This window comes from Tropicibacter sp. Alg240-R139 (assembly GCF_900537075.1).
Taxonomy (GTDB): Bacteria; Pseudomonadota; Alphaproteobacteria; order Rhodobacterales; family Rhodobacteraceae; genus Falsiruegeria.
The window spans coordinates 729167-744413 of the sequence record NZ_UNRA01000002.1 but is presented as its reverse complement, the minus strand read 5'-3'; the positions used below and the strand labels follow the sequence as shown (position 1 = coordinate 744413).

General features: G+C 56.6%; 12 protein-coding genes and 1 tRNA gene. 7 read left to right on the top strand and 6 right to left on the bottom strand.

What is annotated here, in order from left to right; all coding sequences use genetic code 11:
• The first annotated feature begins 177 nt into the window (after nt 1-177).
• Both parE and G6R15_RS11200 read left to right on the top strand, forming a co-directional pair.
• Nucleotides 178-2136 (top strand): DNA topoisomerase IV subunit B, encoded by a 1959-nt coding sequence (gene parE / locus G6R15_RS11205; protein ID WP_164660285.1) that lies wholly within the window; start codon nt 178-180, stop codon nt 2134-2136.
• A gap of 1086 nt (nt 2137-3222) precedes the next feature.
• Nucleotides 3223-3990 carry a hypothetical protein gene (locus tag G6R15_RS11200; RefSeq protein WP_164659928.1) on the top strand — a complete coding sequence of 256 codons (768 nt, stop codon included), beginning with the start codon at nt 3223-3225 and terminating at the stop codon, nt 3988-3990.
• Here G6R15_RS11200 and G6R15_RS11195 read toward each other — a convergent pair.
• Entirely contained in the window at nt 3978-4655 is a 678-nt protein-coding gene (locus G6R15_RS11195) for a TIGR04283 family arsenosugar biosynthesis glycosyltransferase (protein WP_164659927.1), read from the bottom strand. The two genes, G6R15_RS11200 and G6R15_RS11195, sit on opposite strands and share 13 nt — an antisense overlap.
• A gap of 72 nt (nt 4656-4727) precedes the next feature.
• On the opposite strand from G6R15_RS11195, the gene G6R15_RS11190 reads away from it, so the two are divergent.
• Complete coding sequence (locus G6R15_RS11190; protein ID WP_164659926.1) at nt 4728-5462, top strand: folate-binding protein YgfZ; 735 nt, start codon at nt 4728-4730, stop codon at nt 5460-5462.
• Between the two features lie 71 nt (nt 5463-5533).
• Complete coding sequence (locus G6R15_RS11185) at nt 5534-6469, top strand: ABC transporter transmembrane domain-containing protein (protein WP_164659925.1); 936 nt, start codon at nt 5534-5536, stop codon at nt 6467-6469.
• Nucleotides 6470-6777: 308 nt separating this feature from the next.
• On the opposite strand, the gene efp is transcribed toward G6R15_RS11185, so the two are convergent.
• Nucleotides 6778-7341: an elongation factor P gene (efp, locus tag G6R15_RS11180; protein ID WP_164659924.1), complete on the bottom strand. Its 564-nt coding sequence runs from the start codon at nt 7339-7341 to the stop codon at nt 6778-6780.
• Between the two features lie 219 nt (nt 7342-7560).
• Between efp and G6R15_RS11175 the strand changes: the two genes are divergently transcribed.
• Together G6R15_RS11175 and G6R15_RS11170 are read left to right on the top strand one after the other, a co-directional pair.
• The gene (locus G6R15_RS11175; protein ID WP_108785849.1) at nt 7561-7881 is read left to right on the top strand and encodes a DUF6280 family protein; all 321 of its coding nucleotides are present in this window, start codon (nt 7561-7563) and stop codon (nt 7879-7881) included.
• 271 nt (nt 7882-8152) lie between these two features.
• The gene (locus G6R15_RS11170; protein WP_164659923.1) at nt 8153-9607 is read left to right on the top strand and encodes a cobyric acid synthase; all 1455 of its coding nucleotides are present in this window, start codon (nt 8153-8155) and stop codon (nt 9605-9607) included.
• A gap of 3 nt (nt 9608-9610) precedes the next feature.
• Here G6R15_RS11170 and G6R15_RS11165 read toward each other — a convergent pair whose 3' ends face one another.
• The 3 genes from G6R15_RS11165 to G6R15_RS11155 all read right to left on the bottom strand — a co-directional run bounded on the left by G6R15_RS11165 (nt 9611) and on the right by G6R15_RS11155 (nt 12953).
• Nucleotides 9611-10711: a hypothetical protein gene (locus G6R15_RS11165; protein ID WP_164659922.1), complete on the bottom strand. Its 1101-nt coding sequence runs from the start codon at nt 10709-10711 to the stop codon at nt 9611-9613.
• Between the two features lie 76 nt (nt 10712-10787).
• On the bottom strand, nt 10788-12206 hold the full coding sequence (locus G6R15_RS11160) for a TolC family outer membrane protein (RefSeq protein ID WP_164659921.1): 1419 nt from the start codon (nt 12204-12206) through the stop codon (nt 10788-10790).
• A gap of 93 nt (nt 12207-12299) precedes the next feature.
• Entirely contained in the window at nt 12300-12953 is a 654-nt protein-coding gene (locus G6R15_RS11155; RefSeq protein ID WP_164659920.1) for a protein-L-isoaspartate O-methyltransferase, read from the bottom strand.
• Nucleotides 12954-13179: 226 nt separating this feature from the next.
• Here G6R15_RS11155 and G6R15_RS11150 point away from each other — a divergent pair.
• A tRNA-Cys gene (locus G6R15_RS11150) sits at nt 13180-13253 on the top strand.
• A 458-nt stretch (nt 13254-13711) separates the two neighbouring features.
• Here G6R15_RS11150 and G6R15_RS11145 read toward each other — a convergent pair.
• Nucleotides 13712-15133: an amidohydrolase family protein gene (locus G6R15_RS11145; RefSeq protein WP_164659919.1), complete on the bottom strand. Its 1422-nt coding sequence runs from the start codon at nt 15131-15133 to the stop codon at nt 13712-13714.
• Between the last annotated feature and the right edge of the window lie 114 nt (nt 15134-15247).

Below are 15247 nucleotides of genomic sequence, written 5' to 3'. Positions count from 1 at the left end.
TCCGCCCGATGCCCTGCAGCCGTCTCGTTTCTCAATGCAAAACACCGGCTACGGGATGACAGCGACCATGTCTTGCTCTGCCAACTTACACACAACACCCTGCGTTCCCCCTTTCCCCCGACCACATCACCTGCCATAATACCTGCCAAAGAAGAGCCCAAGAATATGAGCAGCGACATGCCCGAAGATCTGTTGAGCGGAGCCCCCTCCGCGACCTATGACGCCTCCTCGATCGAGGTGCTCGAAGGGCTGGAACCGGTCCGCAAACGCCCCGGCATGTACATCGGCGGCACGGATGAGCGCGCGCTGCACCATCTGGTGGCCGAAGTGCTCGACAACTCGATGGACGAGGCCGTCGCAGGCCACGCCAACCGGATCGAGGTCGAGCTGCACGCAGATTATGCCATCACCATCCGCGACAATGGCCGCGGCATTCCGATCGACCCGCACCCCAAGTTTCCAGGCAAATCCGCGCTCGAAGTCATCTTGTGTACCCTGCACGCGGGCGGCAAATTCTCTGGCGATGCGTATGAAACATCCGGCGGTCTGCACGGGGTGGGCGCATCCGTCGTCAACGCTCTGTCTGATTCCATGGTCGTGCAAGTCGCCCGCGACAAGCAGGTGTTCGAACAGCGGTTTTCGCGTGGTCTCCCGCTGGGCGGTGTCGAAAAGGTCGGCGCGGCCCCCAACCGGCGCGGCACCACGGTCACGTTCCACGCGGACGAAGAGATCTTTGGCCATCACCGGTTCAAACCAGCGCGCCTGTTCAAATCCATCCGCTCCAAGGCTTACCTGTTCTCGGGCGTTGAAATCCGCTGGAAATCGGAAATCGACGATGGCGAAACACCGACCAGCGCAACCTTCCACTTTCCCGGCGGCCTGTCGGATTACCTGACCGAGACCCTGGGCAGCGCATCCACCTATGCCGATGTGCCCTTTGGCGGCACCGTCGACTTCAAGGAAAAGTTCGGCACGCCGGGCAAGGTGGAATGGGCGATCAACTGGACGCCCTCGCGCGATGGCTTCATCCAGTCCTATTGTAACACCGTCCCCACGCCCGAAGGCGGCACCCATGTGGCCGGATTCTGGGCGGCGATCCTCAAGGGGATCAAGGCATACGGCGAGCTGGTCAACAACAAGAAGGCCGCCCAAATCACGCGTGAGGATCTGATCACCGGCGGTTGCGCTCTGGTGTCATGTTTCATCCGCGAGCCGGAATTCGTGGGCCAGACAAAGGACCGTCTTGCCACGGTCGAAGCGCAGCGGCTGGTGGAAAACTCGGTCCGGGACCATTTCGACAACTGGCTGGCAGCGGATACGAAATCGGCTGGTGCGATCCTCGACTTCCTGATCCTGCGGGCCGAGGAACGCCTGAAGCGGCGACAGGAAAAAGAAACCGCGCGCAAATCGGCCACCAAGAAGCTACGCCTGCCCGGCAAGCTGACCGATTGTTCGTCCAACACGCGCGAAGGCACCGAGCTGTTCATTGTCGAGGGCGACTCGGCCGGTGGCTCGGCCAAGATGGCACGCAACCGCAAGACCCAGGCCCTGCTGCCCCTGCGAGGTAAAATCCTGAACGTTCTGGGCGCGGCCAGTTCGAAACTCAGCTCGAATGCTGAGATCAGCGACCTGACGCAGGCGCTTGGCGTCGGCTTGGGGACCAAATTCAACGTCGATGACCTGCGCTATGACAAGGTCATCATCATGACCGATGCGGACGTCGATGGCGCGCATATCGCGGCGCTGTTGATGACGTTCTTCTTCACCCAGATGCGGCCCATGATCGACGCGGGCCACTTGTATCTGGCGTGTCCGCCGCTGTTCCGCCTGACCCAAGGCGCCAAGCGCGTCTATTGCGTGGACGAGCCGGAGCGCGACAAGTGGCTGGAAAAGGGTCTGGGCGGTAAAGGCAAGATCGACGTCTCGCGCTTCAAGGGTCTTGGTGAAATGGATGCCAAGGACCTGAAAGAGACCACGATGGACCCGAACTCGCGCACCTTGATCCGGGTCACGATTGACGAGGACGAACCGGGCGAAACCGGAGACCTGGTCGAACGCCTGATGGGCAAGAAACCCGAACTGCGGTTCCAGTATATTCAGGAGAACGCGCGGTTTGTGGAGGAGTTGGATGTTTGAGCACATCAGTTTGTTGGTTATGCGATCAAACGGCTAAGCTCTGCGAGAGCCACATTATTCCGAAGTTTGTGTTTCGCTGGCTGATCGAGACAGGAGGTTCTCCGTACCTAAGGTCCGGTGCTAGACCAAACGTGAGACAGCAAGATGGAGACAAACACCACATCTATTGCAAAAACTGCGAGGATCGGTTCTCAAAATGGGAAAATGCGTTTAGTCAAAAATACTTTTCCCCTGCGACACTTAGAGAAGACATAAGGGGCCCCTACGGGCCTTGGCTATCTCGATTTACTGCTTCATTGGCATTCCGGACGATTCAATCACAAAGGTATCGGGGAATTCTCTCGCAATATGATGACACGTCCCTTGGCTTTGTTGAAGCTGCCGAGAAGAGATGGAAAGACTTTCTTTTAGATAGGGCAAAACATCCCGCAGAAAACAGGCTTTTCCTAATCTACCTTGGGTACTTTGACAGTTTCGACGCGGACAACCTTCCTTCGAACTGGAATAGTTGGGTTCACCGCTCGGTTGAGCGAGACGTAATTTACACGGAAAATGGAAAATTCATCGCAACTTTCTCTAAGTTGGGACCATTGATACTTTTGGGCAGAGTACATGACCAAGACAATCTGCTAGGAAACGATTTCCTTCGGTGTGGCGATGGTCACTTCACCTCGCCTTTGGGGAATGTGTCTAAATTTCTTTGGGAATTGTTTCTTGATCGAGCGCATAACGCTTCCAAGGTGTTCGACGTTCTCTCCGAAAAACAACGACAGAAAATCAACAACCAAATAAGGTCTGATCCAAAACGTTTCACGAACTCGGATCAAGCAAGGGTCATGTTAGATGACCACCTACAGTTTGGAGCGGGCTCTGAAACAAATGAATAGTTGCAATTATTGATTTTGTCTGACCTTGGGGAGACGTGAAGCGCCTTCGTCGTGCTGCAAGCACGCCTTTGGCGTGACGGGAAGGTCAGGCGCGGCAAAATGCTTTGCATTTTGCTTGGGGGTGCGATGATAGCCGACACAATCCCTACAAATGCGTGAGGGCTGTTGCGTCGGCCCGTTTGCCGCCTAAACTCGCCCCATGAATTTCATCGCTGACAACCAACTCCCCCTGCTCATTGCCTTTTTCCTGACGGGCTGCATCGGCACCGGGTTTCTGTTCCGCAAACCCGCAGGCCACCGGGCGTGGAAGCTGGCGGATCTGGTCTGGGTCGTTCTGGGCGGCATCGGGGCCTTGGTGGCCGTGCTGGCGGGGCTCTACAAGGCCGACAGCTCGCGCCTGGATCGCCAGATCGACATCGCCTATGCCGCAACATCCGCATTCGACCGCGACGCCGCGCGGTTCCGGCTGCGGTTCTGTGACCCCGCTTATGACAGCGACATCGCGGTGCTGTGTGACAAGGTCGAATTCCTCTCAGCCTCAACCGCGTCCAACGCGGAACTGCCCCTGTTCATCGCCGTAACGAATGAGGTCGCGCCGCTGGCGGGGCTCACTTTCCTTTTTGGCTGGGGCGGCGATGAAACGGACGAGATGGATGACATGGTCGAACAGGCCAACGCATTCGACCCCGATCAATTCCTGGTCTTCACCACGCTCGATGAACCCACCCAGACCGCCGTCGACAACATGCGCCGCAAGGTGCCCACGATTGCGGGCGATTACCTGATTTTGGCGATGGCCTATGACGATCTGGTCGAGCAGGTTGGCAAGCTGAAGGACGAGTGGGAGTATCTGCAGGACAACGCGCATATCCTGATCCTGCAGGTGATCGCGCTGTGTCTGGTCAGTTTCGCCGCGCCCTTTCGCCTTGGCAAATCGGTGGTCGAGCTGATGGATCAGCGGCGATAGCTGTCGGCCAGAGTTTCGGGCGAGGTTCCCGCAAAGTACCGTGCCAGCGTCCACAGGTTTCGCGTCCCCCGGCGCAGCCAACCCGCACGCTGGTACCGCTCGGCGCTGGTGACGGCCCGCACAGGCAAACCCACGACGCGTGGGAGGGCGCGGACCAATGCCACATCCTCCATCAACGTTTGATCGGGATAGCCGCCCGCTTTGTCATAATCGGTACGCCGCACCAGCAACCCCTGATCGCCATAGGGCAGTCCAAAGAGGCGCGACCGCAGGTTCGCCCACCCCGCAACCCAAGCTGGCAGGATCCCCCGGGCGCGAAAGGCCAGTTGGAACCATGCCGGGGCGCGGCTGGTCTGGATATGCTCCACCACCCCCTCGGCCCAGCCTGCGTCCAGCACCGTGTCGGCATGCAATACCAACAGCCACTCGCCCTTGGCTTGCGCACATCCACGCCGCAATTGCCCACCACGCGACGGCGACCCGGTCACGATCTCGGCCCCAGCCTCATCCGCGATCTTGAGCGTGGCATCGGTAGAGCCGCCATCAGAGATGATCAATTCGCGGATCAGTCCTTGCCCCAGCCCCTCCATCAGCGCCTCGAGCGTGCGGGCGAGTGTGGTCTCGGCGCTCAGCGTTGGGATCACGATGCTGATCTTTGCGGGCATGGTCATCCCCTCTGGTCACTTGCTACGGTTCTCCTATATCACTGGCGCGTGGATTTGAAACGAGGGACCGCCATGACCGCCCGCCGTATCCTGCGCCTGAGCGGCGCGGACACCATCACTTTCCTGCAGGGGCTGGTGACCAATGACGTGGATAAGCTGGATCAGGGGTTGGTCTATGCCGCCATTTTGACACCTCAGGGGAAATACCTGGCCGACTTCTTTCTGGCCCGTGACGGCGATAACGTGCTGCTGGATGCAGCCGAGGATCTAGCAGATGGGCTGGTCAAACGGCTGAGCATGTACAAGCTGCGTGCGGACGTGCAGATCGCCGACAGCGGGCTGAATCTGCAGCGTGGCACCGGTGAGGCGCCAGATGGCGCCCTGCCCGACCCCCGTCACGTAGCCATGGGTTGGCGTATGTACTCCGATACCCCGTCCACAGATGACGGTACCGATTGGGATGCAATCCGGGTAGAATATTGCATTCCAGAAACCGGGATCGAACTGACCCCGGACAGTTACATCCTGGAAAGCGGGTTCGAAATGCTGCACGGCGTCGACTTCAAAAAAGGCTGCTATGTTGGCCAAGAGGTCACGGCGCGCATGAAACACAAGACCGAGCTACGCAAAGGGCTGCGCCAGGTGGTGGTCGAGGGGGACACCCCCGCAGGCACCGAAATTGTGGCCGATGGCAAAGCGGTCGGCACGCTTTTCACCCAATCGGGTGGCAAAGGGATCGCATACTTACGCTTTGACCGCGCTAAAGGGGATATGGAGGCAGGCGGCGCAACGGTTCGGCTCGATTAACCCAAGGGTTTGAAATCCAACCCAAAGACCGGCACAGTGTCGCCACTATAGGGGTCTTGGGGACACATTGCATGTTTCAGCTTTATGCAGCCATCTGGCGGGTCAGTTCCGGTCGGCAGATCGTTCTGATCATCCTGTCACTTGCCATCGCCTTTCTGGCTGCCGTCCCGCTGGAGTTCCAAAAGGACATCGTCAACCTGCTGACAAAGAACGAGATCAACGAAGAGGATCTGTTCTGGCACTGTCTGTTCATGATGTTAGCGATCTTGGTCAGCCTCGGACTCAAATGGTTGATGGGGTATCGCTCTGGCGTGTTGGGCGAGGATATCATCCGCCTGATCCGTGCGCGGCTGGTCGAAGGGGCCGTTTCGGCGCATGTCCGCGGCACCGAGATCCGCAAGGGCACCCTGTCTACCGCTGTCTCTGCCGAAGCCGAGGAGTTAGGCAAATTTGCAGGTGCCGCCATTTCGGAACCCGTAGTGCAAATCGGTACGTTGGTCAGTGTCATCGGCTTCATCGTGACCTCACAGCCAGGGCTGGGAACGATCGCGCTGGCCATGATCCTGCCTCAGGTGATCATCGTCTTAGCGACGCAACGCAAGGTGAACCAATATGTGGCCGAACGGGTGCGCGTGCTGCGCAAGGCGACGGATCAATTGACCGCACGCGATGTGCAACAAGCCGAGACCGCCGTCAAAACCCACTTCGATGAGATCTATGACGCGCGTCGGCACATGTTCATCTGGAAACTGTCCACCAAATTCCTTCTTAGCACCATCAACGGCGTCGGAACCGTGGCTGTACTGTTGCTGGGTGGTTGGCTGGTGATCGAGGGCAAGACAGACATCGGGACCGTCGTTGCCGCCACAATCGGCCTGGGTCGCATTCAGGCCCCGACCGCCTTCCTGATCGCATTTTATCGACAGGTCAGCGCCAACCGGATAAAATACGAATTATTGCGAGAGCTGATTGTCGGAACTGCGCCCCAACAACCGCACCAAGTTTAAGGCTCCTGCTGGCGCACGCAAACACCCTCGTTCGTTCTATTACAAGGCCGGTGAAACCATCTGCTGCAACAACTTTCGCCGAGCTGAGGAGAGCTGTGGATTTAGCGAATTTCGCCGCGCCCCATAGGCGACTGCAGTTGGCACAGCATAGGTGACCATGGCGGGCAGAGTGTTTGCGGTTTCGATTGCAACCTCGCTGCAGCCTGCAAAACAATGCATTGGCTGAACGACGCTCTGCCCAGCTGACCCGCCACGAAAAAGGCCGCCTCGATCCGGGGCGGCCTGTCGCAAATTCTGGGATTGGCGACTTAAGCGCGCTCGGAATATTCCATCGACTCGGTGTTCACCACAATCATTTCGTCCTGACCAACAAAGGGAGGAACCATGACCTTGACGCCATTGTCCAGGATCGCCGGCTTGAACGAGTTGGCGGCGGTCTGACCTTTGACCACTGGCTCGGTCTCGACGATCTGACACGTGACTTTTTGCGGCACCGTGGCGTTCAGAGCCTCGGACTCATAAAATTCTACAACAATCGTCATGCCGTCCTGGAGAAACGGGCGGCGATCACCCAGCAGCTCTGCGGGCAATTCAATCTGTTCATAAGTCTCGGTATCCATGAACACCAACATACCGTCACTTTCGTACAGGAACTGCTGATCCTTTTGCTCAAGACGCACGCGCTCTACCTTGTCCGCTGAGCGGAAGCGTTCGTTCAGCTTCGATCCGTTGCGCAGGTTGCGCAGCTCGACCTGGGCAAAAGCACCGCCTTTACCGGGTTTTACGTGATCGACTTTGACAGCGGCCCAAAGACCGTCGTTGTGCTCCAGAACATTGCCTGGGCGAATTTCATTCCCGTTGATCTTAGACATGCCACATTTCCTTCACACATGCTTGATGCAGAGTTTGCAGACCCTATATCTGGCAGGACGTTACCTGGCAAGACAACGATACCTTGTGCTGCAGACGCAGAAAGCCATGCAAATTACGCAACGGCGCTATGCAGAAACAGGGTACCCGAATCAAACCTGATCCGTCATAAGGAACGCCACGCCGGAAATTGCAAGAGCAAGAACAACAAGGAAAACGAGATGAGAGATTTCGTTGACGGCACTGCCTTTAACAATGAACAAGGCAATCGTGCACGTAAACTATTCGCAGCCGTTGTGTTGGCTGCACTTGATGACGCCATCGCCGATGACAAGAAATATGGCAATGGTCCCGAACAGATCGCCCGTTGGGCGCGGTCGCGCGATGGCCGTGAGGTCCTGAGCTGCGCTGGCATTGACCCGAACGAACGTGTTGTTTCGGGCCTGATGGATTTTGTTGGCCGCGGTGTCCGCACCTCGGTTGCGCTGTCGCGCGAAGAAAGCGAGCGTCGCAACGCTGCGCAACAGGCCGAAGCTGCCTGAACAGACTTTACTGCTGCATGAAAAAGCGTGTTCCTTGGGGGAGCACGCTTTTCCTTTTCAGGATAGCATCGGCTGTTGACTGATCTCCCTAAAAATCGGTGGCCAGCAGACCAGCAAACTCCGCTCATCCCCGAGCTAGGAGATTCGCGCACTAGAGGCCGAGAAAGGTCGAGCATTTCGTTTCCAGTCAAATGCGGTCGATACATGGTCGCTTCCGGGCTTTCCCTTTGGGTTCAAATCAGGTCATCTGCGCCAAGAATAGGAGGCGCGTATGGTTCGGAGCATCATGATTCAAGGCACCGGCAGCAACGTCGGCAAGTCGATGTTGGTCGCAGGCCTCGCGCGTGCGTTTACCCGCCGCGGCCTGCGCGTGGCCCCGTTCAAGCCGCAGAACATGTCCAACAATGCCGCCGTCGCCCAAGGGGGTGAAATCGGCCGGGCGCAGGCACTACAGGCGCGCGCGGCAAAACGCGAACCGCACACCGACATGAACCCCATCCTTCTGAAGCCGGAAACCGACACCGGAGCGCAGATCATCGTGCAAGGTCAGCGGCGTGGCACAATGCGTGCGGGCGATTATCGCAAGGGTAAGGCAGCGTTGCTCGAGGCCGCGCTGGAGAGTTTCCTCCGCCTGTGCTCTGACGTTGACCTTGTTTTGATCGAAGGTGCCGGAAGCCCAGCTGAAACCAACCTGCGCGCTGGCGACATCGCAAACATGGGCTTCGCCTGTGCTGCTGACGTGCCGGTCGTACTGGTGGGCGACATTCATCGGGGTGGCGTGATCGCGCAAATCGTAGGCACCCAAGCTGTTCTGGACGACACCGATCTGGCGCAGATCAAAGGCTTTGCCGTGAACCGGTTCAAGGGCGACATTAGCCTGTTTGACGAGGGACGTGATGACATCGCCATCCGTACAGATTGGCCCTGTTTGGGCGTCGTGCCCTGGTTCAACGACGCTTGGAAGTTGCCAGCCGAAGACATGATGGATATCCGCTCGCACATGGGTGGCACCTGTAAAGTGGTCGTGCCACAGCTTGAGCGCATGGCGAATTTTGACGACCTCGATCCGTTGTCGGGCGAGCCTAATGTCTCGGTCGAAATCATCCCGCCCGGTCGCCCCCTGCCCGGCGACGCCGATCTGGTCCTGTTGCCCGGCAGTAAATCCACCATCGGCGACTTGAATTTCTTCCGCGCTCAAGGGTGGGACATCGATCTTTATGCGCACGTGCGGCGTGGTGGACATGTGGTAGGCTTGTGTGGCGGCTATCAAATGTTGGGCAAGACCATCACGGACCCCGAAGGCATCGAAGGATCCACCGGCAAGGTCAAAGGGTTGGGCCTTCTGGACGTGCACACAGTCATGGTCGGCCAAAAAAAGGTGACCCAAACCCAAGCCATCGAAACCCAAACCAACCTGCCCGTTTATGGGTATGAAATTCACATCGGCCGCACCGAAGGCGCCGATTGCGACCGACCTTGGCTCAAGGTCGGGAAAAGGGCCGAAGGCGCGATTTCAACCTCGGGTCGGATTCGAGGTTGCTATCTTCACGGGATGTTTGCATCAGACGGCTACCGCTCGGCGTTTTTGCAAGAGCTTGGCCACAGTTCTGATTTGAATTACGAAGAAAGCGTCGAAGAGACGTTGGACACGCTAGCCGATCACCTGGAACGTCACATGGATCTGGATTTGTTGCTGGCTCTAGCGCGCGCGCCCAAACGCGCTTGATAATTACTCGAGTTCCTGAGCCGTCAGTGCACGGTGAATTTCCCGACGAACAAGCTTGCGCACATTCCGGGTGATCCGCTCGCCCAAAGCGCCCTGCAGTTCCTCGCGCACGATATCTGCAACCAGTTCACGCAGACTGTCTTCGTCCAAAATTGTCTCGTCCGTAGCAAACACTGACGCTTCATCGTCGTGAGCAGGTGCCGACGCTACAGGAGCTTCCTGAATTCGCGCTTGCACCTTAGGGCCAACTTGTTCCACGGCATCTTCGACGATTTCTTCGGCGTCCAGAACTTCGCCGGTTTCAGCGTGATCTTCCCACGCCATTGCCGTAACACGGGTACCGGAATAGGCATCCTGACCATCGCCGTCAGGCTCCCATTGATCCTGTGTCTGAGCGATAACTGCCTCCAACGCTTCAATCTTTGAGGTCAAAGGTTCGGCATCAACGTCTTCCAGAACGTCTTCAACGCCGACGAATTCGTCAACGGCGTGGTTGTCATCTAGTGCCTCTTCGTCGAAAGCGTCTTCATCCAAGTCACCATCTTCGGCAGGATCAAAGGGATATTCTTCGGCTTCGGCTTCGGCTTCGGCTTCGGCTTCGGCTTCGGCTTCGGCTTCGGCTTCGGCTTCGGCTTCGGCTTCGGCTTCGGCTTCGGCTTCGGCTTCGGCTTCGGCTTCGGCAGTGAAATCGACCTCTGGTTCCGAGACAACCTCGTATTGCTCATCCAAGACGATTACTGAGGAAGTTTCGTCGATTTCAACGACATCGTCCTCGGGGAAATAGCTTTCGACCGCTTCGCCCAATTCCTGCGCCGCGCCGTACAACGTCGCATCCGGATCGGCCCAGGGGGCAGATCCGTCATCCTCAACTGAGTGCGTATCAATATCAGCATCAACGACATCTTCAACAGTAGGCTCTTCCACTGAGGGCATGTCGTCGATAGATTCCGCAACACGCAAGGCCGGGGTCAAAACAAGCCGATCCGAAGTCGGCGCCGGTTTCACCGCCTCTTGTCGTGCTTCCGTTCTGCTTTCTTCACTGACCAAGCGTCGGATCGAAGACAGGACATCTTCGATCTGAACGTTCGCAACAGGATCAGACATGTGCTTTCACCGCTCTTAATCTCAAGTCGTAAGTGTAACGGCACACATGGATTCTCACAACAGATAGCGAGAATTCTCAGTTCTTACCTAGTGCTTCCAGGACACGGTCCAGATCTTTGCTACGTTTGGAGACCTTGGCAGGCGCCCCTTTGACTAGGTTGTAGTAAAGTGTCGGATCATAAATTTGAACCGCTAACCCAAGACGTTCAGCCGTCAACAAACCCTGCGCCGACAAGAGCTGATAGGCGGCCAAAGACCGCTCGGCCCGCGCCTGAATTTGCGAGGTCTGCGCATCCAGAAGCTCTTGCTCGGATGTCAGGACGTCCAGTGTGGTTCGTGCACCCAATGTGGCCTCTTCGCGGATACCGTCAAAGGCAACCTGCGCAGCACGAACACGTTCGTTGGTGGCCCGAAGGTTAGCTCCGGCTGTATCAAAACGCACATATGCCTGGTTTACCGCTTGGATAACATCCTTTTGCGTATTTAGCAGGGTGGCCTTGACTGAATCGCGGGTCGCCATGGCGCGGCGTACGTTAGCCGCCAAACGACCACCAGCATAGATCGGCTGCCGGAAAACCAACCCGGCGCTGGCTGTGTTATTATAATTTGAATTGCCGAATGTGTTGGTAATCCCGACGTCAGCACGGATGCTGGCGTTCGGCCCAAGAGCCGCCCGCTGGCGATCCACTGTCAAATTAGCTGCTTTCACCTGATGCTGGACCGACAGGATACTGGGGTGATTGCGTACGGCAATCGCCACCGCGTCGTTGATCGACGCAGGATGTTTCGGCAAACGCGGCTGTCCAGCTGTCCGGCCAGGATCGCGACCTACCGCGTTCACATATTCTGCCTTGGCGGTGGTCAAGGCGCCTCGGGCATCTGCCAAGTTGGCTCGTGCTCCTGCGACGCGCGATTCAGACAATGCAACATCGGTTCGGGTCACTTCGCCAACTTCAAACCGATCCTGCGAAGCACGCAGTTCTTCGCCCAGAACACGCACGTTGTTTTGACGCAGGACAACGTTTTCTTCCTGTAGAAGGACGTCCATATAAGCCGCGACTGCACGCAAGAGGATCGACTGCTCAACCTCTAGCAACGTTTGACGGGTCGCCAGAACGGTTTCCTGTGCTGCTTGCTTAGCAAGAATGCTTGCGCCGCCATCATAAAGCAGCTGCGTGAACTCAAGCCCGCTGAAGAACGTCGACGTGCGAGTTTGGGTAACCAAACTGCTCGTTTCATTGTTGACCAACGCCCGCTGCACACGAACGGAAAAATCAATGATCGGACGCAATGCCGATACAGCAATCGCCACATCCTCGTCCGCGGCGCGAAGAAGCGCACGGTTTTGTTCCAGAAGGCCGCTGGTGTTGTAGGCACCGATCAGTGCATCCGCCAGATTGTCAGCCTGCCCTTGTTTCGGCAGCATCCCCGCCAGGACAACCCCGGCCGACAGTACCGCGACCTTTGCAAGTCTACGTGCCACTGCTCTGCGCATCGCTTGCTTCTCCATCGCATTACAAATATTCAAATCAGATTGCTCTTTATTCCGCCGACAGGCAAGGTCGCACCCTGCGGAAACGGCGAAAAATCACAGCTGGAAAACCCGCGCTGCCTCAAACCCGGGCAATATGGGCGCGGTGGCATTAAATGCGAACCGCCAAGTTACCCGACCACCGGACTTATGGCCGATACGCACAGTGCCCAGATCGCCTTCCATAAAGATACAGCCAATGCGACCACCATCTTTGAGTTGATCCATGAGCGCCTGAGGCACCTCTTCGATACCACCCTGAATCAAAATCACATCATAGGGACCGTGGTCTGCAGCACCATCAACCAAAGGACCAGTATGAACCACGGCGTTGTCGGCACCTGCCTCCATAAGAAGTGTTTGCGCTTCAGCAGCCAGAAATTCATCTTCTTCCACAGCAACCACAAGCTCGGCCATACGTGCGGCCACGGCGGTCGAGTACCCATAGGTCGCAGCAACATCCAAGACCAGCTCATCATTGCTGATGTTCAGACCGTCCAACATCTTGGCGAGCGTCCGCGGCTCCAAAAGGCTGCGCCCGGCTCCCAGATCAATCAAGTCTTCAGCATAGGCTGCTTCGCGTTGTGCATCTGGCACGAAATTCTCTCGGGGTACGGCCAACATTGCGTCAATGATCGGAAACTTGGTTACATCCGAAGGCCGAACCTGAGTGTCGACCATCACGCGTCGGCGGGCGGCAAAATCTGTCATAGCATGCTCTTGTATCGAACTGTTGCCAGCGCTTGTGCCACATCCCTGCCCGACCGGCAACGCCCAGCCACGCATTTGAGCAAATGCGCCACACTCTCCCTTAATAGCTCTGGCAACTGGATTGATCTCCAAGGCCACCACTGAAATCAAGACCCGACGATCTGGCCTAGCTAACCTATTGCACCCATCTCAGGAATCACCTAAGACGCCCAAACCACAACGGAACGGCGAGTTGGCGGAGTGGTGACGCAGCGGATTGCAAATCCGTGTACACCGGTTCGATTCCGGTACTCGCCTCCAATAAAATCAATGACTTGCGTCATCCCTTCTCTCCTTCACTGCCATTTTTGAAACAAGTGTTGAAACTTTCACGTTTCTGTAGCGGCGCGCTAGCTTCTGGATTTTTGTGCACTAGGTTCTGGACGGAAATTTTTGCCGTTCCCGATTCCTGACAACTTCGGCGCTGTGCATCCACAGAAATTCGTTCCTCACCCGTCGTAAGTGACAGGCTTGCCATCGGACGTTGAACTCGGCCGAGTCGAATCCATCGGATTGCCGCCAGCGATCAAATCGCAACGGCAGTTAAGCGCAGATAGCGGACTTTGCAAAGTCTGGCGAACGGCCATACGGAACCATCAAGACTCTTGCGGCGAATGGCTGGTTGGTTCCTAAAGCTGCCGCATCATTATGAATTAAAAGACGCGGCTGCTGTTCTAAGCCTATACAGATGCCGGACGGCTGGCCCAACACCTTAACCATTAATCCAGCGTGTTCTTGTATATCACACCGTTTTTCATGATCAGATCCATCGCCGGGATCTCTCCGGGTTTGCGGTCTGGTGCATCGAACAGTTCTTTGCTGCCACCAATCAAGGTTATGTCGTCCAGCGGGTTGCCATCGATCAACAAGATGTCGGCATATGCGCCTTCTTTAATGACACCGAGGGACCCGGCAGGATATGGGTTCTGGCCACCCGTGAGAGCGGCGAGATCGCCGCCGATGGAGGTCATGGATTTCAGCGTCTGCAAAGTACCAAACTTGTCGGCCCAAAACCAAATTTCGTGATCGCGGTTGCGGATCGCATTCGCTGGCGTAACTGTGACGGTATCTACGCCAAAGGTGGTCTTTTCCAAAAGCTTGGGAAATTTCAAAAGAATATCTGGAATCCGTGCCATTCCCTTGGCAACCAACAATGATTTTGCTTTGTTCACTGACGGCTCAGGCCCAAACGTGCGCTCGATTGCTTCGAGAGAAGAAACCGAGAGCTGCGGATTGTAAAACACGCCTGCTTCGACCATCATTGCGGCTGTTTCCTCATCCAGAAACTGCCCGTGCATGATCTCTCCCAGGCCGAGGCGCAAACCGCGTTGAATATCGGGTGGGTTGTTCACATGCGCCGTTGCGTAGGTGCCCCAATCATTCGAAGCTCGGACCACGGCTGTCACTTCCTCGTCGGTGGCCTGTATCGTATGTAAGCCGTCCTTCGACGAGAAGACACCGCCGCTCATCATCATCTTGTTCAACACAGCCCCGTTCGCGAGGTTCTGTCGGGCGGCACTCAGCGATGCATCGTGCCCATCAACGACATATGCCAGACCAAGCTGCGCGACTTTTCCGGTGTTTCGGCTTTCGAGCGTGTTTTGACCCTTCAGTCTCCAGTCACCATGTCCGGAAGTCTGGCTGATCACGGCGCCAGCGTGGTAAATCCGAGGGCCAATTGCGAAACCGCCGTCAATTGCACGGCGAATCCCAACCTGCAAAGCACCGACGTCCCGCACGGTTGTGAAGCCATCCATCAAAATGCTTTGCGCCGTAAATGCCGCCATTGCCCCGACTTCTTGCCAGTCACGGTCCTCAAATGTGTCGTAGCCACCCACCATATGTTGCATGTTCAGATGCACGTGACTCTCAATAAGCCCCGGCATCAATGTGCGACCACCACCGTCTATGACCGTGGCATCCGGTGCATCAATGGCATCCGTTGACACGGACTTGATCAAGTTACCTTCGACCAGAACGCTGGCGTTCTCCATTAGAGCTTCATTCATCCCATCGAAAATATTCACATTGGTGAACAACGTCTGCGCTGGTGTGTCCTGAGCGAATGCAAAGTTGGCAGAAAAGGTTATTGCCGCAGCTAACGCCGCAACCTCAGTCTTGTATTTCGACAGAACTTTCATTGGCTTCCCCTGAGATGACCGAGAACAAAATTTGGATCTCTTTTCTAGGCAGAATGCCCGATACTTAAATGACTTACCTGACAGTTCGAGGCGACTCATTACGATTGTCGTTGC

Coding starts and splice junctions, on each gene's coding strand:
- G6R15_RS11195 (WP_164659927.1), bottom strand. CDS start 4,655: ATGCCCGCAAAGATCAGCATCGTGATCCCAACGCTGAGCGCCGAGACC.
- G6R15_RS11170 (WP_164659923.1), top strand. CDS start 8,153: ATGGTTCGGAGCATCATGATTCAAGGCACCGGCAGCAACGTCGGCAAG.
- G6R15_RS11160 (WP_164659921.1), bottom strand. CDS start 12,206: ATGCGCAGAGCAGTGGCACGTAGACTTGCAAAGGTCGCGGTACTGTCG.
- G6R15_RS11200 (WP_164659928.1), top strand. CDS start 3,223: ATGAATTTCATCGCTGACAACCAACTCCCCCTGCTCATTGCCTTTTTC.
- parE (WP_164660285.1), top strand. CDS start 178: ATGCCCGAAGATCTGTTGAGCGGAGCCCCCTCCGCGACCTATGACGCC.
- efp (WP_164659924.1), bottom strand. CDS start 7,341: ATGTCTAAGATCAACGGGAATGAAATTCGCCCAGGCAATGTTCTGGAG.
- G6R15_RS11145 (WP_164659919.1), bottom strand. CDS start 15,133: ATGAAAGTTCTGTCGAAATACAAGACTGAGGTTGCGGCGTTAGCTGCG.
- G6R15_RS11175 (WP_108785849.1), top strand. CDS start 7,561: ATGAGAGATTTCGTTGACGGCACTGCCTTTAACAATGAACAAGGCAAT.
- G6R15_RS11190 (WP_164659926.1), top strand. CDS start 4,728: ATGACCGCCCGCCGTATCCTGCGCCTGAGCGGCGCGGACACCATCACT.
- G6R15_RS11165 (WP_164659922.1), bottom strand. CDS start 10,711: ATGTCTGATCCTGTTGCGAACGTTCAGATCGAAGATGTCCTGTCTTCG.
- G6R15_RS11185 (WP_164659925.1), top strand. CDS start 5,534: ATGTTTCAGCTTTATGCAGCCATCTGGCGGGTCAGTTCCGGTCGGCAG.
- G6R15_RS11155 (WP_164659920.1), bottom strand. CDS start 12,953: ATGACAGATTTTGCCGCCCGCCGACGCGTGATGGTCGACACTCAGGTT.